Below are 21,803 nucleotides of genomic sequence, written 5' to 3' on the forward strand. Positions count from 1 at the left end.
CGGTGAATTCCCAATCTGTCCGGAAAGGGGGACCACCTAGGATGATCATGTGCCTGAGCCTGTGACCCTGCGGGGTGAACGCGTGTGCCTTGAGCCGCTCGCCGCCGAGCACGTCGGCGGTCTCGTCGCCGCCGCCACCGAGTCCCGTGAGACCTACGACTTCACCCGGGTGCCCCGGGACGAGACGGCGATGAGCGCCTACGTCCGGTCGGCCCTCGACGACCAGCGGACCGGATGGGCGCTCCCCTTCGCGATCCGCGACCTCTCCTCGGGGAGGGTCGTCGGAACCTCCCGCTTCCTCGACCTCGACTACTGGTCCTGGCCGCCTTCCTGGCCGCCTGGCCGTACGGTCCCGCGTGCCGAAGGGGTGCCCAGCGTGGCCGAGATCGGCAGCACGTGGCTGGCCGCCTCCGCGCAGCGGACGGGATGCAACGCCGAGGCCAAGCTCCTCATGCTCGGCCACGCCTTCGAGGTGTGGGAGGTCCTGCGGGTCACCCTCAAGACCGACGCCCGCAACGAGCGCTCCCGCAGGTCGATCGAGCGTCTCGGCGGTCAGTTCGAGGGGGTACGGCGCGCGCACGCCAGGGCCGTGGACGGCACGGTCAGGAACACCGCCTACTACTCGATCCTCACCGAGGAGTGGCCGAAGGTCCGGTCGTCGCTCAGGGACCGGCTGAATCGGTGATCGTCGTCGCCGGTGGGCGGTGGTTCAACGTCCTGACGGCGACGACCGCGGCCAGGTCGGCGGCCAGGCGCAGTTCGACGGCGTCGAGCAGCGGATGGTCGAGCCAGTGCAGCCGGGCCAGGTCGGGCTCGCCCTCGTGCAGGATCGGCCATCGCCTGGCGGGGGTGAAGTCGTCGACCACGAGTGTCCCACCGGGGGTGAGCAACCGCGCGGGGTCGGCCGCCGCCCCACCCTTGCCCGCCCCGCCCCCGTCAAGAACCACCAGGTCGTACGGCGCGCGGTCGTGGATCGCCTCCCAGTCGCCGTGGACGACCGTGACACCGGGCACGTCCGCGAACAGCTCCCGCACCGCCCGCACCCGGTCGAGGTCGCGCTCGACGCTGAGGATCGTGGCCCCCGGGGGCGCGCCGGTGGCGAGCCAGGCCAGCCCGACCCCGTATCCGGTGCCCGTCTCCGCGACGGAGGAGGCCCCGCCCGCGAGCACCCGCAGCAGGCGTCCCTGCTCGGGACGGCAGGAGAAGGGGAAGCCCTGCCGGTCGGCCAGCTCGACCGCCCTGGCGACCAGCGGGGGAAGATCGAGCCCCCGGTAGGACTCCGTCCCGTCCTGTGCCATTCCTACTGCCCGTAGGAGTAACGGAGCTGGGCGTTGATCAGGAAGTTGAGGCGGTAGCGCATGTGGCTGACCACCTCGTGCGCGGGGGGCTCCTCGGGGGTCAGCAACGTCCAGCGCAGCGAAGTCTCCCCGCCGGCCGGTGCCAGGTCGAAGCGGATCTCGTCACCGAGCCTGGTCGGCCAGAGCGACGACCAGACCACCAGCTCCGGCTCGACCGAGCGGAGCACCCGGGGCCCGATCTCGTCGGGCAGCAGTTCGAGCCACTTCCTGGCGCCGGGGAGCTGCGGGTTGGACAGGCTCTCCCACACGACCCTGGGAGGCGGGGGCTGCCTGCGCTCTCGTGAACCCAACTCGATCACCCCGCCAGAATAGGCGAATGCCGCAAACCCCACCACGGATTAACAAACCAGATATTTGGCCATTTTGCGCGATGAGCTATTCCGTCCAGCCTCATCGTGGGAGGTAGCGTGTGTTTGTGAGTGAGCGGTGAGAACGTTTCGGGGGGCCGTGTGACCAGGCCGTTTGTGCTGGCGTCGGTGGCCATGTCGCTTGACGGTTACATCGACGACGCGACGCCCGAACGGCTGCTGCTGTCCAACGACGAGGACTTCGACCGGGTGGACGCCGTACGCGCCACCTGTGACGCCATCCTCGTCGGCGCCGGCACCGTCCGCGCCGACGATCCGCGACTCCTGGTCCGCGCCGACCGTCGCCGCGCGGCCCGGGTGGCCGAGGGCCGTCCCGAGTCTCCCCTCAGGGCCGTCATCGCCGGGCGTCGGCCCCTCGACCCGGCCGCGAGGCTCTTCACCACCGGCGAAACCGCCAAGGTCGTCTACGCCGCGACCCCGGACGTGTCCGTCCAGCGGGACGCCCTCGCCGAGGCCGCCCCGGTCGTCGACGCCGGGGACCCACTCGACCTGGACATCGTCCTCGCCGACCTCGCCGAACGGGGGGTGGAACGCCTCATGGTCGAGGGCGGCGGCACTGTCCACACCCTGTTCCTCGCGGCGGACCTCGTGGACGAACTACACGTCGTCATCGCCCCGTTCCTCGTCGGCGACCCCGCCGCCCCCCGCTTCGTCAACCCCTCGCACTTCCCCCAGAACGCGAGGAACCGGATGCGCCTCCTCGAAGTGCGCCCGATCGGCGACGTCATCCTCGCCCGCTACCAACCCGTCAGGACGCCGGGCATCGAGACCGGCACGGGTATCTGACGGCTCCGCAAGAACGGCCTCAGAAGGCAAAACTGATCGCGTTCATCGCTGATCCTCTTGTGGTGCCACAGTTATCCAGCAAACAGTTCGAGAACTCATCCCAGAGCATATGAAACCCCTCACACCATCACGCGCCAACATCGGCCATGAGCGAGGTCATCGACGTGCGAAAAAATCGTGTCGCAGAGCGCCCTCAGGAGAGGGTAATCCGACCGAAGAAATTGATCGTCCCAGATATCCTATCAAGGAAAGATCTGGCATCGAAACCTTATTCGACTTCCCAAGGTTATCGATCGCAACGAACCCGACGCCATCCAGGGAGTTCGATCCGGCCTTCCAATAACCAGATCGCCGCCCGGGTTCGACAGTGAAATCCTTGGCGTCGAATTCGAGTCCGCCCCGAGACCACCGCCAGCGGAACCTCCGCGCCGCATGTCACCTCCGAGGGCATTCCAGGTAGGAGAAATTTCTCAAAAGATATTCTCTGCCCCCACTGCTCGGTTGGGTCACCCCAGGCGACCTGACCGATGATCATGGAAGCTGCCCTTCGACACCTCAAGGACGATCAGGGTAGGGGTTAAAGAACACTCTCCGTCCGGTTAGAGGATCTTTCGCTCTTCGATGACAAGCTCATGTGTGTACTGGTTGCACGTACGGGAGGGGTGAGGTTGAAGCCGGCGAGAAAGTCCGCAGAGGACGTGTTACGGGAGTTGGTGCAGTCATCGGCCATAGCGATTCACTCAACTCCGGCGCTGGTCGGCAGTGTGGAGACGGCAGCAGCGAAGGATGACAAGAAACGAAAAGAGAAAGGTGATCGGCCACTTCGCCGGAAGAGCGGCCTGATCGCCCTCCCAGGTTCAGAGGTCAGGAAGTCACTACAGTTGGCCCCGTGGCATCTACTGCACAACCTCGCCCACGCTCTCTCGTTGTCTCGTCAAGGCGCCGGCCGTGGCCTGGCGGAGCACTGGGGAAGCCTTAAGTACAGTCAGGCGCTGACCTCTGTCCCCGAAACGTACATACGATTGTCCAGCGAGGGGAAGGGCATAGCCCGGTACTACAAGCAGCTCCAGTCACGCGAGCTGGCACAGGGGTTCGCCCTGGCGCTGGCCAGGCACGTTCTCGGGCAACGTCACCCGGATCATTTCGTATCGATCGTCAGCGCAGACATCGTCATCCGGGCTGGATGGCCAAAAAGATCGTTGGGTTATCCGTACCAGCCCGACTTCTTCGCGGAGGTCTGGAAACCAGGTGAACCATCATTGGTCTACTCGATGGGGATCAAGGGAAATCATGGCCGCGGATCCGATTCCTACAAACAGCTCGCGGCATGCTCGGCCCACGTGGAGGCTATGCACATCGGAACGTGGGGTCAGGCCCCCTGCTTCATCTTCAGTACGGAGTTTTCGGCGGAAGGTCCCGTCACGACCCACTGCCTCCATACCTCTGGAGAAGGTGGTCGACCACCCGCTCTCCCCGAGTATCCACTGAAGAACCTGGACAACGCCGCCGAAGACGCGAACATCATGCCGGGAGTCCAGCCTCCATCTGAAGGGGATGAAGTCCCGGATTCCGAACCTGGATTCCATGTCCAGTTCCAGCGTTATCCCTGGTTCCATCATGTCCTGGCACGGACAGCCACGGCCGGGGTGGCAGCCTTCGCCGGTGACGGTGACGCCATCGCCCAGTACTTGACCACACGCCAGGGAAGCAAGCGCTATACCGCCGGGCTCGCGCACCCCACGACAGGAAGCGTCAAGGACGCGGCCTACGAACTGCTCGGCATCCCTTTCGTCGGTACGGATCACGTCTTCCGACTGAATGACAAGCGTGTGGAGGCGTTCTCCGGAGTCGCGCAGGATCTGTTCGCCCTCCTCTCTCCGCAGGCAAAGGACAAGAGACCGCTGCCGGGAAGAGTCGAGCAGTACCGCAGGGAAATATACGACAGACGCGGAACCTGGCCTGTGCAGATATGGGATGAGAAATGGGAAGGCCCCGTCTCGGTTCACGAGGACGGAACCGTCCTGGCGATTCGCCTCCTACGTCTCTGACCACCGGCGTCTCGGCTGCCGGAGCATACAACCGTTCACAGATCACGGGGTGGCCGAAGGTGAGGTGGAGGGACGGAAACACGGCGACTGCACCAGCAACGCGAGTTCCTTCTCAACGGTGGAGTCAAGAGCGAGGCCGAAACCGTCACTCGTCTCTCCGGAAAGACGCGGTTCCCCCTCGTCGAATCTGTACGTCATCGTGATCTTATGACCCGCACTCTCCCAGTTGCCTCGGATCTTCTCCGCCACTGCAGAAAGACCGTCCTTGGGCAGGTCTTTCAAGTGATACGACCGCACGACATAGATCTCTCCTGTCAGAGCACTTCCCTCATTCGGAATGCAAGGATGCTCGGCCAAGCTCGTAGGGATAAGCTCCATCCGAGGCTTCGGGGTTATCCCGGAAACCACCTGCCGGATCAGCTCCTCAACTCGGGCCGTGGCCTGAGCCTCCGTCAGCTTGGACCCACCATCTGTCATGGAATCACTCCTTGCGCAACCGCCGAGCCCACCGAGCACCACCAGCACGACAAACACCGCTAACGTTCGACGCCATCTCATATTTCCTCCTGGAAACCAGTCGATCACTCTGAAGGAACCGGCTGTTGCAGGTACTTCATAAGAGCCAGATCCGGCGCTGGAGGAATCTTCACTGATTCGTATTCACCTACCACGACAGAGCCGATATTTCGCAGCGACTCTGATCTGTCATCCCAATAGGCTGAATGCCCTCCGGGTTCGACGGTGAAATGTCTGGCGCCGAATTTGGGCGCGTAAGGGTCCTCACCGAACGCCCCGATCTGTGCTACGAAGTCGTCAGGTGCCCCGCCGATCCACACGTGCGCCGGATCCACTCCCAGGTCGCGGGCATGATCGACTCCGAGGCCGGGGCTTCCGACGAACACCAGATCGTCGGCGAGCTTACCGAAGGGGCGCCGCACGGCGGCCTGGCCCGTGGTCAGCGAACCGTAACTGTGCCCCACCATGGTCAGGTTGGCCGGGACGTCGGGGGCGTGGGAGGCACGCAGCCCGTCCACGAAGGAGGCCAGCTCCTTCGCACCGCTCTCCGCGGCTCCCTTGAAAGCCACCGTATGGCCCGGAGTGAAAACCTGACCCATCTGGGGAGCGTCGTAACCGAGCCAGGCGATGGAGGCGGTCCGCTTCCCAGGACTCAACCTGTAAGCCTGGTCCCAGGTGGTCAGCGCGCGTTTGAAGTCGCCACCTCCCCCCTCGATCGTGGTAGTGAAACCGGGAACGTACGTCGTGACGTGATTGGCCGTGTCCGGATCACCGTAGGAGACCACCGCCCGGCCCTGTCCGGTCGCGTCGAAAGCCAGCAACAGCGCCGGGGGCCGACCGTTGCGGCCTCCGTCGGCGCGGGCGGCCTTCACCGCCTCAACCCGAGCCAGCATGGTGGAGTACTCCGCGATCTTGGTCCCCAGAGCGGTCTTTCCTCCGACTCCCATGAAGCGACCGGGCGGCGGACGAAGTGCGTCCTGCTTCTTGAGCAACTCGGCGCGTTCCTCCCGGAGCCGCTTCTCCTCAAGGGAGAGGAAGGCCCGATTGGCCGAGTCACGGGTGGCGGAGGGGAGACCGTTGAGGGAGCCGACCACACCCGGCGCCTTGTCAATCAGCCGCTGGCGGGCGGCGGGATCCAGCATCCGCCACCAGGCACCGACCCGTCCGGCCAGACCTGCGTCCTTGTCCTGCCGCTGCAGTTCCAGCACCTTGCCGAGGGTCTTGGGGTCGCCCGTCCGCGCCTGGGCCAGCAGGGTCCCGGCTCCGTTGGCGTCTGGGGCGAAGGCGCCAAACAGCCCGTATCCCACCAGTCCGGTGGCCAGGTCCGCGCCCATGTCTCCGCCTCCACTCGCGAAGAGGTCCGGGCCCGTCTGCTTGATGACCTCCATGCGCTTGCGCAGTTCACCGGCCTGGGTAGCGGCCCATGTGCCTGCCTCCCCGACCGTACGGCCGGCCGTCGCCGCCACGCATGCCGCCGAGCACTCGGCGTTCAACCGCGATCCCGCTTCGGGCAGCGTGTGACCGGCGCGGTCCAGCTCCGCCGTTAAGCGCTCCATCGCCTCGACGTCCATCCCGGCGAACGCGGCTCGTGTGGCGGTGGCGACCTCGATCGTCGAGGAGAGGCGGGGCGGCCGGGGTGGTGTCTCCCCTCTCTTGGCGATCAGGTCGGCGATCTCTGTGAGCGTCTGCTCGAAGGCCGCCTGTAATCGCCTGCGCCGTTCTATCAGCTCCTCACCGAACCGAGGCGCCCCACCTCCCACCCAGGCACTCGCCGCCATACTCTGGGCGGCCTTGTCCAGTGCCGAGGCATGGGTTTCTGCGAGTTCGGCGACCGTGCGGTACGCGGCGAGCAACGGCGCCGCCACAGAGGCCTCACTCGGATTCGTCACCGAGCAATTTCACCAAAAAAATACTAGATGATCAATAATCCGATTACTAATCTCTATTTCGCGATGTTGCGATGGCTTGAAGACCGGTCCAGGTCAGGTAGCCGTCGATCAGTTGTGACCGATACCGGGTCACCCTCAAGTCACTTTTGATCGCATGCTGGAGGCCAGGAAGCCGACAAACGGCCTATTATCACCAGCGACGCGCTGAAGCTCAGAGTGAGCATCCCGAGCCGGGTGGCCAAGTATTTCGCCGGAGAAGAACCGGTGAGCCGTTTCCAGTTCGTTGTCGATCACCGGGGCGCCTTCGGGCGAAGCGACTGTGCCCGGGTACTGGCGATCTCTCACTCTGGTTTTTTATCGGTGACTCAAGGGCCACCAACGCTGCGGGCCGACCCCGGGGCCCCGGTTAAGGGCCCCGGGGTGGGGGTTTCAGCCGAACTGGCCGGGCTGGTAGTCGCCTGCGGGCTGTTGGATGATGACGTTCACCCGGTTGAAGGCGTTGATGAGGGCGATGCTGGAGACCAGGGCGGTGAGTTGTTCCTCGTCGTAGTACTTGGCGGCGTTCGCCCAGGCCTCGTCCGTGACGCCCCCGGCCGCGTCGGCGATGCGGGTGCCCTGCTCGGTCAGTTCCAGGGCGGCGCGCTCGGCATCGGTGAAGACCGTGGCCTCCCGCCAGGCCGCGACCAGGTTGAGGCGGACCGAGGTCTCGCCCGCGTGCGCGGCGTCCTTGGTGTGCATGTCGGTGCAGAAGCCGCAGCCGTTGATCTGGCTGGCGCGGATCTTCACCAGCTCCTGCGTCGTGGCGGGCAGCGTTGACTCCACGATCGCCTTGTTCGCCGCGATGAAGTGCTTCACGACCTTCGTCGCGACCGAGCTGCCGAGCGGGTTCAAACGAGCGTCCATCGTGCGCTCCCTGTCGTTGCCGGTGGTTACACCCTCTAAGACCGAGCGGCCCGTCCGGATGTGACAGGGACGGGACGAATGTGACGCGTGTCTCCCCATCACCCCAGAATCTGGCCGGTTGGCTCATTTTCTAGCCGGGTGTGTTATTTTTTGGCCATGCGGTCAGAAAATCGGCAGATGTCGTTCATCGAGGAGGCGCGACGGGCGCAGATCATCGCGTCCGCGATCGAGGTGCTCGCCTCGGTCGGCTTCGCCAAGGCGTCGCTGGCGGCCATCGCCAAGCACGCGGGCATCAGCAAAGGGGTGATCTCCTACCACTTCGCCGGCAAGGACGAGCTGATGGAGGAGATCGTCAACCAGATCTACACGAAGATCGCCGAGCACGTCGTGGCCAGGCTGGAGGGCCAGACCACCGCCGTGGGGATGCTGCGCACACACATCCTGTCCGTGGCCGAGCACATGCGCGACCACCGCAGCCAGATCCAGGCGCTGGGCGAGATCTTCCACAACCTGCGCGACGCCGAGGGCAGGCCACGGTACGGCGCGCACACCAACGAGGAGGTCTACCAGGCGGTCGAGCACATCTACCGGTTCGGCCAGAGCACGGGCGAGTTCCGTGCCTTCGACCTGCGGATCATGGCGGTCACGCACTCCTCGGCCGTCGACGCCATGTTCGCCTACTGGGCGGTCACCCCCGGCCACGACCTCGACGCGCACGCGCGGGAACTGGCCGACTTCTTCGAAAGGGCGGCGACGTGAAGGTCGAGACCAGGATAAGACTGTTCGCCGTCGACAACCTGCGCGTGGTGCTCACGATCCTGGTGGTCCTCCACCACCTCGCGGTCACCTACGGCGACATCAACGCGTGGTACTACTTCGAGCAGGCCAGGGACGCGAGCGGCATCCTCCTCGACATCCTGGTCATGTTCAACCAGGCGTTCTTCATGGGGTTCTTCTTCCTCATCTCCGGCTTCTTCACCCCCGCCTCCCACACCCGCAAGGGTGGCCGGGCCTTCATGCGTGACCGGCTCAAGCGGCTCGGCATCCCCCTGCTGGTGTTCATCCTGGTGCTGCGGCCCCTGTTGACCTTCGGGTCCTACAAGGGCGACATGCCTTACTGGATGTTCTACATCGGCTCGTGGGACCCGGGTCCGATGTGGTTCGTCGAGGTGCTGCTGGTCTTCTCCGCCGTCTACACGCTGTGGCCGAAGCGGGCCGACGAGCCGAGGCGCACCGAGCTGACCGTGCGGGCGGTGGTGCTGTTCGTGCTGGGGCTGTCCCTGGCCACGTTCCTGTGGCGGTTCCTGGTGCCCGTCGGGGTCTACTGGAACGTGGTGGGGCTGCCGACGCCCGCCTACCTGCCGCAGTACGCCTCGATGTTCGTCGTCGGGGTGCTGGCCCACCGGCGTGGCTGGTTCGAGACGCTGCCCTCCCGAGCGGGACGGCTCGGCCTGCTCGCCGCGGGCGGGGTGACGCTGGTGCTGCTGCCGCTGAGCTGGATGACCCAGGGCGCGCTCACCCAGGCGCTGACGGCCACGTGGGAGTCGGCGTTCGCGGTCTCGATCATCGTCTGGCTGAGTGTGCTGTTCAGGGACCGGTACAACCGGCAGGACCGGCGTGGCCGGTTCCTCTCCGACCACGCCTACACGGTCTACTTCGTCCATCCGGTCGTGCTCGTCGCGGTCAGCTACGCGCTGGTCTGGCTGCACACGCTCGCGATCGTCAAGTTCGTCATCGCCGCCGCCGTCGCGCTGCCGCTGTGCTGGGGGGTGGCCTGGCTGGTCCGCGCGCTTCCCGGTGCCAAGCGGGTGCTATGAACAGGTGGTGTCGGTCGCGGGCATGACGCCGTCCACCAGATAGCGGTTGACGACCCTGTCCACGCAGGCGTTCCCGGGGGCGAACAGCCCGGCGTAGACGGTGTGCCTGAAGGCGCCGCGCAGCGTGACCAGGCGTGATCCGGTCAGCGCCCGGTGGGTGGCGAGCTGGCCCGGGTACGGCGCTCCCGGGTCGCCGGTCGCGCCGACCATCAGGACCGGCACGTCGTTGCGGACCCGGGTCGGCGGCTCGGCGGGCGCCACGGGCCAGAACGAGCAGGGGGTGAGGTTGCGGATGAGCGGCCCGAACAGGGGCTCATCCGCCCGATGCGCCTGGATGTCGCGGTAGTAGGCCTCCGGGTCCCGCGAGGCCGCCCGGTCCGCACAGAAGATCGCGTTCTGTACGGCTGCCGCCCCCTCGGCGTCGGGTGCGGAGAAGCCGGTCAGCACCTGCTCCAGGACCGGAGTCGGGGTGACCTTGATCCCCTTGGCGGCGTCGCCGAGCACCCTGACGTCGGCGGCGAAGCTCCCGTAGGCCTCGTCGCTGTCGCCCCCGGTGACGTTGAACATGATCATGGGCAGCACCCGGCTGTCCACCCGGAACCGGCCGACCTTCAGCGGACCGCGATTGGCCGCCCGGTCGATCCGGTCGATGACGGCCAGCACCTCGCCCGCCGTACGGCCAAGCCGGTAGCGGTCGTGGTGCCGGGCCGTCCAGGCGGCCCAGTCCCGCATGACCCCGGCGAGGGCGGGTCCCTGGTAGCGGGCCAGGTCGGGGCCGTAGCGATCGACGTCGAGAACGCTGTCGAGGACGACCCGGTCGGCACGGCCAGGGAACATCTGGAGGTAGACGGCGCCCAGGTAGGTGCCGTACGACGAGCCGAGATAGGACAGCTTCCGCTCGCCGAGGGCGGCGCGGATCACGTCCATGTCCCTGGCGGTGTTGCGGGTCGAGACGTGGGGCAGCACGTCCCGGTGGACCGCGCAGCGGGCGGCCAGGTCCCTGGCCAGCGCCGTGGTCCGGTCGAAGGAACGCCGGTCGGGTCCCGCGGAGCCGACGATGGCGCCGGGCCAGCCGCAGTTCAGCGGGGTGCTGCGCCCGACGAAGCGGGGGTCCATCCCGATCAGGTCATAGCGGGCGGCCACCTCGGGCTCGGCCTTCTTGACCATGAGCGCGAGATAGGTCACGGGGACGCCGGGTCCGCCGGGGTTGTAGAACAGCGTCCCGCGCCGGTGCGCGGGATCGGTCGCCCTCAGCCGGGACATCGCGACCTTGATGGTCCGCCCGCCGGGACGGCCGTAGTCGAGCGGCACCGTGACCTCGGCGCACTGCGCCTTCGCCGCGTCCAACTCCTTGCCCGCCTCGTCGTCGGGACCGTTCTGGCAGCCGTGCCAGTCGATCCCCTGCTTCTCGAACCTGGCCAGACCGTCATCGGCCCGTGCCGTGGCCGTACCGGTAAAAGCTGTAAGCACCGTGGCCAGCACCGCCACCGTCCCGCGTCCGCGCATCGGACTCTCCTCTCACCTCGTTCGGGGCACGAAGCTAGGCCGGGCGGGTACGGCGGCGCGTCAGTCTGGGGTCTGGTTCTCCCACCCCGCGCCACCTGCTCTTCTCCCCAGAAGGTCCGCGACCCCTACGACTCCCGAGGGAGGGGGTCCACCCGGGGGCGCAGAGGGCCGGGGCGCGCGGTCATCCCCCGGGGGCACGTGTTCGCCGGGGTGGGGAACCTAGCATGTGTCACGCGAAGTGGCTGTTCAGGAGGAATGCCGCGATGTTCCGAGTCAACCCGCGTGACGGGACGCTGGCGGCCCTGGTCCTGCTCGGGGGTGTCGTCCTCAACAACCTTGTCTACGGCTCTTCGGGGCCGCTGGTCCTCCAGGTGGCGCTGGCGTTGCCGCTGGTGTGGCGGCGGTACGCGCCGTTCACGGTGTTCTGCGTGGTGGCCGCGGTCGCGCTCGTCCAGTGGGCCGCCGACGTCCAGACGCTGACCGACCTGGCGTTGCTGGTCGCCCTCCACACGGTGGCCGCCCGTTCTTCCCGGTGGCACACGCTCGCCGCCGCGACCGTCCTTGAGGTCGGCGTCCTGCTCGCCGCCGCCCGCTGGGCGGCCCCCGCCGACAGGTTCCTCACCTCGGCCGCCTTCCTGACCGCCGTCCTCGTGGCCGTCGCGGTCACCGGGGTGAACACCCGCATCAGGCGGGAGCGGGCCGTACGGCTCGAAAGTGAGCGGGACCAGCGGGCGCGGCTCGCGGTGGCCGAGGAGCGCGGGCGCATCGCCAGGGAGATGCACGACATCGTCACCCACAACCTGTCGGTGATGGTCGCGCTCGCCGACGCCGCCGTCTTCGCCCAGCGGTACGCGCCCGAGCGGGCCGACGTCGCCATGCGGCAGATCTCCGGCACCGGACGGCAGGCCCTGACCGACATGCGGCGCACCCTGGGCGTGCTGCGGGCCGACGAACCGGACGCGAGCCGGCACCCGGCGCCCGGTCTGGCCCAGTTGGAACCGCTCACCGCCCAGATGCGTGCCGCAGGACTGTCCGTCCAGCTTGACCTGGAGGGCGACGCCACGGCGGTTCCCGTCGCCGCGCAGCTCACGGTCTACCGGCTGGTCCAGGAGGCGCTGACCAACACGTTCAGGCACACCCCCTCGGGGACGCGCGCCGCCGTACGGGTGCGGTGTGATCGTGACGCCGTCACCGTCGAGGTCGTGGACGACGGTCCTCCGGCGCGGGTGCCCGATCCGTCAACGGGACACGGCCTGGTCGGCATGCGCGAACGGGCCGCGGCGTACGGCGGGACCCTGGAGGCCGGTCCCCGCGAGGGCGGCGGCTGGCGGGTCGCGGCCAGTCTCGACCTGAACGCGAGGGAGGCGATGTGACGATCCGGGTGCTGCTGGCCGATGACGAGTCGCTGCTGCGGATGGCCTTCACCATGGTTCTCGACGCGCAGCCGGACATGGTGGCGGTCGGTGAGGCGGCCGACGGTGCCGAGGCCGTACGGCTCGCGAGGGCACTCCGTCCCGACGTGGTGCTCATGGACGTCCGGATGCCCGGGATGGACGGCATCGAGGCGACCGCCAGGATCAGCCGTGACTCACCGTCGTCGAAGGTGCTCATCCTGACGACGTTCGACCTCGACGAGTACGCCTTCGCCGGACTGCGGGCCGGGGCGTCCGGCTTCCTGCTGAAGAACGCGCTGCCCGAGGAGTTGCTCGCGGCGATCCGTACCGTCGCGGCGGGCGATGCCGTGGTCTCCCCCAGGATCACCCGGCGGCTGCTGGAGACCTTCGCCCACCGGCTTCCCCTCGGTGAGCACCCCGTGTTCGACGAGCGGCTCGAACGGCTGACCGCACGCGAGCGGGAGGTGCTCGTCGAGGTGGCGCGCGGTCTGTCGAACACCGAGATCGCTGCGGAACTGCACCTCGCCGAGGCCACTGTGAAGACGCACCTGGGCCGCGTCCTGCTGAAACTCGAACTCCGCGACCGCATCCAGGCCGTGGTCTTCGCCTACGAGAACCGCCTCGTCCACCCGGCGTGAGCGTCGGTCAGAACAGCGTCAGCGGCTCGACCTGCACGGGTTCCGGCAGCGGGACCAGGCCGGGCAGGTGGGACCGTACCTCGTCGTGGAAGCGGCGGGCCAGCGCCGGAGCGTCGGCGTTGCCGGGGGTGTGCACGAAGAAGGTCGGCGAACGCCCCTCCCGCAGCCACCCCACGACCGTGTCCACCCAGGGCCGCCACCCCTCAGCCGTGCGCTCGGCGTCGTCTCTGCCGATGTAGCGGACGATCGGATGGCCGGTGAGCGCCGCCGTACGGCGTGGCATGCGGGGTTTCTTCGACCAGGACTCCCGCTCGGCGTCGGTGGTCGGCGGCGACTCGAAGAGGACAACGGTGTCGAAGGGCACCCATTCGGCCCCGGTCCCGGCCAGGACCCGTTCGAGCAGCCGCGCGGACCGCTCGTCCTCGAAGAACGCGCGGTGCCTGACCTCGACGGCGTAGCGGTGGGACCGGGGAAGCCGGTTGAGGAAGGCCGCAAGAACCCCGAGGTCACCCGGGGTGAACGAGCCGGGAAGCTGGATCCACAGCGCGTGCGCGCGCGGGCCGAGGGGCTCGATCGCGTCGAGGAACGCCCCCAGCTCCTCCTCGGCGCCGGTCAGCCGACGCTCGTGGGTGATCGTCCTGGGCAGCTTGGCCACGAGCCGGAAGCCGGGGTCGGTCTGCCGCGCCCACAGCTCGACCGTGCTCCTCGCCGGGGTCGCGTAGAACGTCGTGTTCCCCTCGACCGCGTTGCACCAGCTCGCGTAGGCGTGCAGCCGCTCCCCCTGCGGAAGCGGATGGGGGATGAAACGCCCCTGCCATGAGGTGTTCGTCCACATCGCACATCCCACATGAAGCCGCATACTCCGACGCTATCCGAGCATCGCGTGCGGGCCGTACCCCAAGCCGGTTCAGCGAGGCTCGAAGAAGGCGAGCGCCCGCGCGGGGTTCTCCACCATGATCGCGTGGATGGCCTCGTCACCGACGCCGAGCGCGCGCAGCGCGGGCAGGAAATAACGCGAGATGTAGTCGTATCCCTTGCCGCCGTACTTCTTGAGCTGGATCTTCTGGCACACGTCGTGACCGAGCACGATCTGGTGCGCGTAGCCCCGCTCGATCAGGTCCGCGACGCCCCGGACGACCTTGTGGTCGCTGGTGAGGAAGAGGTGTCCCCACGGGCTGCCGGGCGCGGCCAGGAAGTCCAGCTCGATGAAGGCGCCGCGGGCGACGAGACGCTCGGCGAGCGAGGGGTTCGTCACGGCCTCCATGCAGTGGCCCATGATGACGTTCGACGGGTCAACGCCCTCCTCGTCGAGGATGTCGAGCACGGCGATCTTCTCCTCGCCGACTCCCCCGACGTGGAAGGTGATGGGGGCGCCGGTGATCCTGCTCGCCCTGCCGCTTGCGCGCACACTCTTGAGCTCGTTCTCGGTCAGCGGCGCGGAGTCGGCGCCGACCTCGCCGATGATGCCCGAGCGGACCCCGGTCTCGCCGACTCCGAGCACGACGTCACGCACGATGATGTCGGTGAGGTCGTCGACCGTGCGCTCGTCCATGTCCTCGGGGTGGAAGGTCGGGGTGTACCACCCGCCGCCCATGACGACGTTGAGCCCGCTCTCCTGGGCCAGCCGCCGCAGACCCTCGGGATCGCGGCCCACGCCGATGGGCGAGACCTCGACGATCGTGCCTCCCCCGGCGTCGGCGAAGGCGCGCACCTCGGCCAGCATCTCGTCGAAGTCACCCATCGCGTCGCTGTCGGCGTTGGGGAACCCGTGGCGGGTGCGCGCGAGGTTGGCGAGCGTGAGCGGCTCGGCGGCCTCGGGAGAGTCCTCGCCGGGACGGCGGAAGCGCGCCGGACGCCGCAGGTCGACGAAGACGTGCTCGTGCATGAGCGTCTCCCCGAGCGTCGCCGGATCGACCGGCCCCGTGACGGTCAGCGCCTTGCCCGCGATGTTCGGGATCTCGAAGGGGTAGCGGCTCACGAGTCTGCCTTCGGGGTCGTGATGGTCAGAAGTCGCCTGGGGTTGCCCACGGTGACGGTCTCGACGAGGGCGTCGTCCGCGCCGATCATCCTGAGGTACTGGACGAACTGCTGCAGGATGAAGCCGTACCCGCCCCCGCCGTAGGCGAGAAGCTGCGCCTTGGCCGAGACGTCCTGCGACAGCAGGACCCGCTCCGCGTGCCCCCTGCGAGCCAGTTCGAGTACGGCTGCCGCCACATCCTGGTCGTCGGCGACACTCAACACGGACGGCAGCCTGCCGAGCTGGTCGAACTGGACGAACACCCCGCGTTCGAGGAGCGGTTCGAGCTCGTCGGGGCGCGGGGAGAGCGGGTCGCAGTGCCCGACGACGACGCGCGTGAGGTCGGCGCCCTCCTCGGCGAGCAGGTCGAGCACCCGCCCCTGGGTCGTGGGGTCCGCGGACCGGCCGAGCGTGATCGCGGCACCGGTGACCGCGGAGGCCCGCGCCGCCGCGACGAGGATCGCACGTTCCGCCGGATCGTCGGGGTCGAGCGCGCCGAGTTCACCGATGACGCCCGCGCGCACGCCGTCCACGCCCTCGGTGATGTCGCGGACGATCTCCTCGGTGAGCCTGTCGGCGTCTTCGGAGCCGTTCTGGCGGTAGCGTCCGGCGCCCATGACGACGGCCAGGCCGGTCGCCTCGGCGATACGGCGCAGCGCGGCCGGGTCACGCCCGAGGTCGGGGGTGGTGACGTCCACCAGCGCGCCGCCTCCGGCCTGTTTGAACGCGGTGGCCTCGCGGACGGCGAGCTCCTCGTCGCCGAGGAGCAGATTGTCCCGGTTGGGGACCCCCATGCTGACCTCGCCGAGCAGGTCCATGGTGAGCGGTTCGTAGGGTTCCGTCCCGTCCCCGAAGTCGCTCAGCAGGTGTTCGTGGGGCATGACCGCGCCGAGGGCGTCCGGCGCGAGGTCACCGGTGACGGTGACGACCCTCGCCGCGCGCGCGGTTGCCATGGTCGAGTCGGTGGTGGACACCGGGCCAACATAACATAGAAGATCGTATATGATACAGAGGGCAACACGTCCCGCTTTGGGGCTGTTCGACTTCGGGGATCCGCATCCCGATGTCGCCCGCCGTACAGGAGACTCGCCGGGTGAACACGTCACCCCAGGAACCACGGCCCCGCGCGAGCCGTACCGTCTCCCGAGCGGAGTTCGCCGCCACCTCCCGTGAGATGCCACTTCTGGACGACCGGAAGTACCGCGACGACATGGACCATTACGTCAATGACGACCTCTACGACCCGTACGACCGCGCGTACGCCAGAGGCGAGTTCGCAGAGTCCGAACGGCCTGCCCGACGAGATGACGACCCACAACCGCCTCCGCAGCTCTCACCACACTCATCGGCGCCTGGCGTCGTCCGCTCCTAGGCTGGGCAGCGCTCGATAGGCCTCGCGCAGGTCAGGAGCCTCGGGGAGGCCGCGAGTTTCGAGGGTGGTGATCACCTCGTTCGCTCTCCAGTGGTTGGACGGCACCAGCACGCCGCTCGTCATGGCTTCGAGGACGAGCCGACCGGCCTCGTCGGGCTGGTCGGCCGTCAGCAACGCCAGAGCCAGGTCGAGACGCGTGGACACCGCCCTGCGCGGGCGGAACGGGACATCCGCCTCCATTCGTGCCACCACCTGCCAGGTGTACGGCACAGCGGCCGGGCCGCCGAGCCACGACAGCGTGGTGGCGACGTAGGCCTCGCTCTTCGAGGGGTCGTAACGGTAGTGGTGCTCCGGGCGGTCGGGCATCGACAACGGCGAGACCAGTTGAGCGACCCGGTTCAGCGCGTCACGTGTCTCCGGACCGGACCCGAGCCGTGCCCATATTCGGCCCTCCTGCGCGGTCGCCTGGATGAAGGCGGAGCTTCTCCTCGGCGCGAGCGCCTGGGCTCCCCGGGCCAGGGTCAGGGCTCGGCGGTAGTCGGCGGTCGTGACGGCCTGCCATGCCTCGGTCTCCAGGCACCACGCCTCGATCTCGGGGTGTTCGGCATGCCTGGCCAACTGTGTGGCCGTCCTGAGCCACGTCGCGGCGGCCTCGAACTGGCGGAGGTCGATGTGACAGGTGGAGGCCAGCAGGGACAGCCAGCCTCCGGCCGCGAGAAGGCGACGGTGCTCGACGAACGTCTTCTTCGCGTCGACCAGGTGCGAGACATAGGTCAGGTGTTGCCGTATCCGGCCGAGCAACTCAACCGGTGACGTCCCCTGGTAGGCCGTCGCGAGATCGTCAACGACCTCCTCCAACCGGTCGAGGGTCTCACCACCGACATCACTGGCGGCGACCCTGCGGGCCAACTCCAACGCTTCGGTCTCCTCGTCGAGCTGGGCAGGGGTGTCATCGTCGTCGCTGAACAAGGCGGACTCATCGGTGCCGAACACGCGGCAGTACAGCACGGGATACGGGTCCTTGGGCCGGTGCTTGCCCGCCTCCCAGTTCTTGATCATGCGGATCAGGGACTCCCGTTCGGGCAGCCGAGCGCGGATCCGCGGCATTGGCCAGTTCCCGAGCCAGATCCCGCTGTGTCCACAACTTGCCACGCCTACCGGCGCGCAGCCGTACGGCCCAGGGGGAACGGTACTCATCGCACACCTCAAAGACGTGGGAGCCGTCTGTCCCCCTCAGTCTTCCCCGCCCGTGTTTTCGGCATGGCCACTTCGGGAAATCGCCGTACGGTCCCGGTGGCCGCTCGCCAGGATGAGCACCTGCGGGCCTCTGACCGGCCGGTCCTTCACGACGGAGATCGTCGGCGCGCCGTACCATTCTCCCGGTGAAAGCATGACCTGTACGGTCAACCATATGGATCCGCAGTATGCCGCCGAGGCGCGGCACATCTGGAAAACCTATGTGCCGCCACGGGGGCAGGCCAATACCGTCCAGGGCGAACTACTACGGGCGGTGGAGAAACTCTATGACGAGGCGTACCGCAATGGGAATGTCAACTGGGGCGAACACCACGAGCGGCTTCTGGCCTACCTGAGAGAAAAACTCGGAAGGTCAGGAATATTCGACAATGAATCATCGCGACAATTGACCAAGGATCTGGACCGGCTGGCCGACTTCGAGCATCCATGTGTCGAGAACGACCCCTTCGACCGAGTCACATACCGCGTCATCGACTGGTGTCGCGCTCATCCCGATCCGGTTCCCCACAAATATGATCCGGAGCTCCACTGCTGAGGCGCTTGTCTCCCCGAGACCCTCTCAGTGGCTCAGAAAGGATGACTCGGAAGCGTCATCGTGACCGGTTCTCGTTGGGGAATGCACGTTTTCCCGCGATTCGAGGGCGACGGTTTCCGGATAGACGCTGACTGGAGAACAAGGGCACGGAACCTGCTCGACCAGGAATCGAACGCGATCCGGTCAGGCCTCGCGGAGCTGGGATTTCCTGCCGGGAAGACAGACGGTCTGCCCAGCGGGCAACGAGGAACGGGGCCCTTCTGAAATCGGGATAGCCTCGACCACGTGGATCCTCATCTCGCTGACGTTCCTCAGGGACTCACCCGCAGGGCACGTCACTTTGTTCGTGTCCACGGTTTCCGGGTGGGCTACCTGAAGGTCGACCAATTTCGGGATAGCTGGATCGCGTCGTCGGGAATCCCGACATATGAGATCGATCGTGTCGCGGATTACGCGGCGCGCTGGGGCGGACTCGTGCTTCCTCCCGCTCCGTATTACGACGGTGGCCCCCGGGTTCTGTCCCCGGACATCCCGGAAGGCTCACCGGCCGAAGGCTGGTCGTTCGAGGCAGGACCACAGCGGACGGCGCTTCCCTACTCCTTCATGATCGGCCCCGGTGGTGAGTTCGGCATTCACGGTGACCGCTGGGTGCCGCTGCACGCGACGGTCGAGGGCTGGGTGGAGTCGGTCGCGCTGGCCTATCACGCGTCGATGTGGGCCAAGGAGATCATCAGGGTTACCGCCGACGAGGTCGAAGCGATCCCGTTCAAGGACTACGAGCCCATCCAGGAGGTGGCCGGAATGACGGACACCTGGTGGAGGGGGGCGGACTCGCTGGTGGCGGTCTACAGAGGAGAGGCGGAACATTTCGCCGCCCCCGGGTACCGGACCGCGTTGGTCTACACGGGCCTGGACCGCTGGGGACTTCACGGTGGCTGAGCCGTACGGCCCGGCACGTCTGTCACGGCAGGAAGATCAGGCCGAGGCCGATCAGGATGTCGAATACGCCGCACCATTCGGCGTAGGAGCGGGCCACGACCTTGCCTCGGTGGAGGTGGGCGAAGTCCCAGGCGCCGTGTAGGAGCCATCCGGCTCCCACGACGTAGTGACCGATCTCCGGAGTGAGGGTCAGGCCGACCAGGGCCAGCGTGCCGTACGCGATCATGCCGATTGCCTGGAGCCTGAACTCGCCGGATTGGCGTGAGTGGACGAACAGGACGGCGCGACCAGGTCAAGTAACCGTGCCCCAACGCCGAGCAGCGGCAGGGTCTGCGCGAGGCTCCTCGTCCCGGCGTCCAGGCCGATGCCGTACGGCTGACGCGTGAGCACGGGTCCGACATCGCTGCCCTGACCGAGGACGACTGCCCGCTCAGCAACCGGGAGCCGGAGGGCATTCCGGACATAAGCCTTGATCAAGGAGATAGCCACGCCTCGGGGACGGTACGCAACTACCTGTCGTCGGCCATGACCAAACTCGGCGCCGGATCCCGCCACGCCGCGGCCCACCGCGCCTGGGAGGAAGGCTGGATCTAACCCCTGTTCCTACGCCAGTCGTCGAGGGCCGCCAGCGCCCGGGGCGTCTCCTCGGGGAAGCTCAACGTTTTGGCGAGCATCCACAACGCGCCCTGCAACCGCCGAGCCCGCAGAAACGGCTGAAGGTCCCGATCATCCGGATCCACCCCATAATCCTGTACGGCCCGCCGCCCCGGGAAGCGTCCCGAACCGAGCATGCAGGCGAGGTCCCAGCCAACCGGCCCCGAGCAGGTCTCCTCGAAGTCGATCCACAGCGGCCCTTCGGGGGTGGCCAGGAGGTTCCCGGCGTGCGCGTCCCCGTGGACGGCCTGGACGGGACCGGGCCAACGGCGTGACTCGGCGCGCAGCAGGTCGAGCTCCTCGCGCAGCTCGGCGAGTGTCCCCCGGTCCGGGTGGGCCCGTGCGTCCAGCCGGTCGAGCAGGAAGGTGGTCTCCTCAAGCGCCGGACCGAGATAGGGCAGCTCTCCGGGATAGTCGCGAAGGACCGCGTGCAGATCCGCCAGGGCCCGTCCCACGTCCACGGGCTTCAACTGCCTGTCCCGGTCGTGCTCCGCGTAGGCCCAGAAGGTGACCGCGTAGCCGTACCGCTCGAAGGGGCCGGGAGGAAGCAGGTCACTCACCGGGACGACCGGTGCGCCCCGTTTTGTCAGGAAGGAGACCACGGCCACCTCGCGTGCGAGCGCGTCCACGGGACGCGGTCGGCCGAACGTGGTGACCGTGGGGACGCGGGCCACGATCGGCGCCGGTCGAAGGTGCACCCGGACGCTGAACGAGTCCTTCAGCACCACCGGATCATCGACCCGCACCCCGTGGTCGGCGGCGATCGCGACGGCGGCGGAGACGGCTCCCGCGGAGCTCACCGTGCGTCCCTCAGTTTGCGGATGTAGGTCGCGGTGAGCGCGACGGCGCGGTCCTCGTCGTGTGACAGGTCCGCGAGGGCGCGTGACGCCGTGGTTCCCGGAATGTCCGCGAGCGCCTGTGTCAGCCTTCGGCGTGCGGACGGCTCGACGGTGCCGTGGGCGAGGCGGCCGACGAGTCCGGTGGCGATCTCGTCCGCCGACGCGGGATCGGCCGCCAGTGCGCTCAGCGCGTCGGCCGCGTCGACGTCGTTCGCCCCCTCGACGATCATGTCGATCAGCGTCGGGACCGCGTCGGCCACTCCGCGCGCCCCGAGCGCCAGTGCCGCGTACCTGCGGACCACGAGGTCGGGGTTCGTGAGCGCGTTCCGCAGCAGCGTGGTCGCCTCACCGCTCGGAATCTCGGTGATGGCCTGGACTGCGCGTTTCCGCACCTCGGCCGTCGGTGAGCCGAGGCCCTCGGCCAGGAGTGTCAGCCCGCCCTCGCCCGATCGTTCCAGGGCCCATCGAAGCGCTCCGGCGACGTTCGGGTCCGTCTCGTTCAGCACCGCCTCGACCAGGGCCTCGACCGGCACCGGGCTCTCCTCGCCCGAGGACAGGGCCGCGCGCTGACGCCTGCCCGCGCTCTCCGCCCCCAAGCCCTGCAGGAGCGCGACGGTCTGCAGGACGTCCTCCCAGTCGGCGGGCCCCGCGGCGCCGATCCGGCGCAGGCGCGTGAGCAGCTCCATCTCACCCGCGATGCGTTCGCGCGTCTGGCGGATGAGGTCGGCGACGAGCTCCGAGGGCCTGAAGCCGGGATCGTCCAGCGCGCGCCCGACCTCGCGCAGCGAAAGCCCCAGCGACCGCAGGCTCTCGACGTGGAAGATCCGCCGGATGTCCTCGCTGGAGTAGGCCCGGTAGCCCGCCTCGGTACGGCCCGTCGGCCGCACCAGGCCGAGCGACTCGTAGTGCCTGAGCATGCGGGCGCTGACCCCGGACCGCCGTGCCACGTCACCGATCAACATCGCCC

22 protein-coding genes are annotated in these 21,803 nt (G+C 67.8%); 9 read left to right on the forward strand and 13 right to left on the reverse strand.

Annotated elements, in window-relative coordinates; all coding sequences use genetic code 11:
• The first annotated feature begins 49 nt into the window (after positions 1-49).
• On the forward strand, positions 50-685 hold the full coding sequence (locus tag FHS44_RS19805) for a GNAT family N-acetyltransferase (RefSeq protein WP_184716804.1): 636 nt from the start codon (positions 50-52) through the stop codon (positions 683-685).
• On the opposite strand, the gene FHS44_RS19810 is transcribed toward FHS44_RS19805, so the two are convergent.
• Together FHS44_RS19810 and FHS44_RS19815 are read right to left on the reverse strand one after the other, a co-directional pair.
• Positions 663-1,298, reverse strand: coding sequence for an O-methyltransferase (locus tag FHS44_RS19810; RefSeq protein ID WP_184716806.1), 636 nt, complete (start codon positions 1,296-1,298; stop codon positions 663-665). The genes FHS44_RS19805 and FHS44_RS19810 overlap by 23 nt on opposite strands.
• A gap of 2 nt (positions 1,299-1,300) precedes the next feature.
• Complete coding sequence (locus FHS44_RS19815) at positions 1,301-1,657, reverse strand: hypothetical protein (RefSeq protein ID WP_184716808.1); 357 nt, start codon at positions 1,655-1,657, stop codon at positions 1,301-1,303.
• A 150-nt stretch (positions 1,658-1,807) separates the two neighbouring features.
• On the opposite strand from FHS44_RS19815, the gene FHS44_RS19820 reads away from it, so the two are divergent.
• Both FHS44_RS19820 and FHS44_RS19825 read left to right on the forward strand, forming a co-directional pair.
• Positions 1,808-2,512 (forward strand): RibD family protein, encoded by a 705-nt coding sequence (locus FHS44_RS19820; RefSeq protein ID WP_184716810.1) that lies wholly within the window; start codon positions 1,808-1,810, stop codon positions 2,510-2,512.
• 662 nt (positions 2,513-3,174) lie between these two features.
• Positions 3,175-4,560, forward strand: a complete 1,386-nt coding sequence (locus tag FHS44_RS19825; RefSeq protein ID WP_221461090.1) for a hypothetical protein — start codon at positions 3,175-3,177, stop codon at positions 4,558-4,560.
• 42 nt (positions 4,561-4,602) lie between these two features.
• On the opposite strand, the gene FHS44_RS19830 is transcribed toward FHS44_RS19825, so the two are convergent.
• The 3 genes from FHS44_RS19830 to FHS44_RS19840 all read right to left on the reverse strand — a co-directional run bounded on the left by FHS44_RS19830 (position 4,603) and on the right by FHS44_RS19840 (position 7,868).
• Complete coding sequence (locus FHS44_RS19830) at positions 4,603-5,085, reverse strand: hypothetical protein (protein WP_184716813.1); 483 nt, start codon at positions 5,083-5,085, stop codon at positions 4,603-4,605.
• A 56-nt stretch (positions 5,086-5,141) separates the two neighbouring features.
• Entirely contained in the window at positions 5,142-6,941 is a 1,800-nt protein-coding gene (locus tag FHS44_RS42375; RefSeq protein ID WP_184716815.1) for an alpha/beta hydrolase, read from the reverse strand.
• Positions 6,942-7,394: 453 nt separating this feature from the next.
• Complete coding sequence (locus FHS44_RS19840; RefSeq protein ID WP_184716817.1) at positions 7,395-7,868, reverse strand: carboxymuconolactone decarboxylase family protein; 474 nt, start codon at positions 7,866-7,868, stop codon at positions 7,395-7,397.
• Positions 7,869-8,024: 156 nt separating this feature from the next.
• Between FHS44_RS19840 and FHS44_RS19845 the strand changes: the two genes are divergently transcribed.
• Positions 8,025-8,627 carry a TetR/AcrR family transcriptional regulator gene (locus FHS44_RS19845; protein WP_184716819.1) on the forward strand — a complete coding sequence of 201 codons (603 nt, stop codon included), beginning with the start codon at positions 8,025-8,027 and terminating at the stop codon, positions 8,625-8,627.
• Positions 8,624-9,685 carry an acyltransferase family protein gene (locus tag FHS44_RS19850; protein ID WP_184716821.1) on the forward strand — a complete coding sequence of 354 codons (1,062 nt, stop codon included), beginning with the start codon at positions 8,624-8,626 and terminating at the stop codon, positions 9,683-9,685. Before FHS44_RS19845 ends, FHS44_RS19850 begins: the two co-directional genes overlap by 4 nt.
• Here the strand turns inward: FHS44_RS19850 and FHS44_RS19855 are convergent.
• Positions 9,680-11,191: an alpha/beta hydrolase gene (locus FHS44_RS19855; RefSeq protein WP_184716823.1), complete on the reverse strand. Its 1,512-nt coding sequence runs from the start codon at positions 11,189-11,191 to the stop codon at positions 9,680-9,682. The two genes, FHS44_RS19850 and FHS44_RS19855, sit on opposite strands and share 6 nt — an antisense overlap.
• Positions 11,192-11,454: 263 nt before the next feature.
• On the opposite strand from FHS44_RS19855, the gene FHS44_RS19860 reads away from it, so the two are divergent.
• Positions 11,455-12,564, forward strand: coding sequence for a sensor histidine kinase (locus tag FHS44_RS19860; protein ID WP_184716825.1), 1,110 nt, complete (start codon positions 11,455-11,457; stop codon positions 12,562-12,564).
• Positions 12,561-13,223 carry a response regulator gene (locus FHS44_RS19865; protein WP_184716827.1) on the forward strand — a complete coding sequence of 221 codons (663 nt, stop codon included), beginning with the start codon at positions 12,561-12,563 and terminating at the stop codon, positions 13,221-13,223. The genes FHS44_RS19860 and FHS44_RS19865 overlap by 4 nt, the downstream gene beginning before the upstream one ends.
• A 7-nt stretch (positions 13,224-13,230) precedes the next feature.
• Here the strand turns inward: FHS44_RS19865 and FHS44_RS19870 are convergent, their stop codons facing one another.
• The 4 genes from FHS44_RS19870 to FHS44_RS19885 form a co-directional block, all read right to left on the reverse strand.
• Entirely contained in the window at positions 13,231-14,082 is an 852-nt protein-coding gene (locus FHS44_RS19870) for a DUF72 domain-containing protein (RefSeq protein ID WP_184716829.1), read from the reverse strand.
• A gap of 48 nt (positions 14,083-14,130) precedes the next feature.
• Positions 14,131-15,201, reverse strand: coding sequence for a phosphotriesterase family protein (locus FHS44_RS19875; RefSeq protein WP_184716831.1), 1,071 nt, complete (start codon positions 15,199-15,201; stop codon positions 14,131-14,133).
• Complete coding sequence (locus tag FHS44_RS19880; protein ID WP_312863737.1) at positions 15,198-16,214, reverse strand: phosphotriesterase family protein; 1,017 nt, start codon at positions 16,212-16,214, stop codon at positions 15,198-15,200. Before FHS44_RS19880 ends, FHS44_RS19875 begins: the two co-directional genes overlap by 4 nt.
• Before the next feature lie 368 nt (positions 16,215-16,582).
• The gene (locus FHS44_RS19885) at positions 16,583-17,719 is read right to left on the reverse strand and encodes an NsdA family TPR-like regulatory protein (protein ID WP_184716832.1); all 1,137 of its coding nucleotides are present in this window, start codon (positions 17,717-17,719) and stop codon (positions 16,583-16,585) included.
• Between the two features lie 304 nt (positions 17,720-18,023).
• Here FHS44_RS19885 and FHS44_RS19890 point away from each other — a divergent pair, with 304 nt between their 5' ends.
• Positions 18,024-18,404, forward strand: a complete 381-nt coding sequence (locus tag FHS44_RS19890) for a hypothetical protein (protein ID WP_184716834.1) — start codon at positions 18,024-18,026, stop codon at positions 18,402-18,404.
• A gap of 363 nt (positions 18,405-18,767) precedes the next feature.
• Positions 18,768-19,343, forward strand: a complete 576-nt coding sequence (locus FHS44_RS19895) for a hypothetical protein (RefSeq protein WP_221461093.1) — start codon at positions 18,768-18,770, stop codon at positions 19,341-19,343.
• 22 nt (positions 19,344-19,365) lie between these two features.
• Here the strand turns inward: FHS44_RS19895 and FHS44_RS19900 are convergent, their stop codons facing one another.
• The 3 genes from FHS44_RS19900 to FHS44_RS19910 all read right to left on the reverse strand — a co-directional run bounded on the left by FHS44_RS19900 (position 19,366) and on the right by FHS44_RS19910 (position 21,798).
• On the reverse strand, positions 19,366-19,569 hold the full coding sequence (locus tag FHS44_RS19900; protein WP_184716838.1) for a DUF6010 family protein: 204 nt from the start codon (positions 19,567-19,569) through the stop codon (positions 19,366-19,368).
• 364 nt (positions 19,570-19,933) lie between these two features.
• Positions 19,934-20,797, reverse strand: coding sequence for an aminoglycoside phosphotransferase family protein (locus FHS44_RS19905; protein WP_184716840.1), 864 nt, complete (start codon positions 20,795-20,797; stop codon positions 19,934-19,936).
• Positions 20,794-21,798 (reverse strand): HEAT repeat domain-containing protein, encoded by a 1,005-nt coding sequence (locus tag FHS44_RS19910; RefSeq protein WP_184716842.1) that lies wholly within the window; start codon positions 21,796-21,798, stop codon positions 20,794-20,796. The genes FHS44_RS19905 and FHS44_RS19910 overlap by 4 nt, the downstream gene beginning before the upstream one ends.
• Between the last annotated feature and the right edge of the window lie 5 nt (positions 21,799-21,803).

It is taken from the genome of Streptosporangium saharense (assembly GCF_014203715.1).
GTDB classification, from domain to species: domain Bacteria; phylum Actinomycetota; class Actinomycetes; order Streptosporangiales; family Streptosporangiaceae; genus Streptosporangium; species Streptosporangium saharense.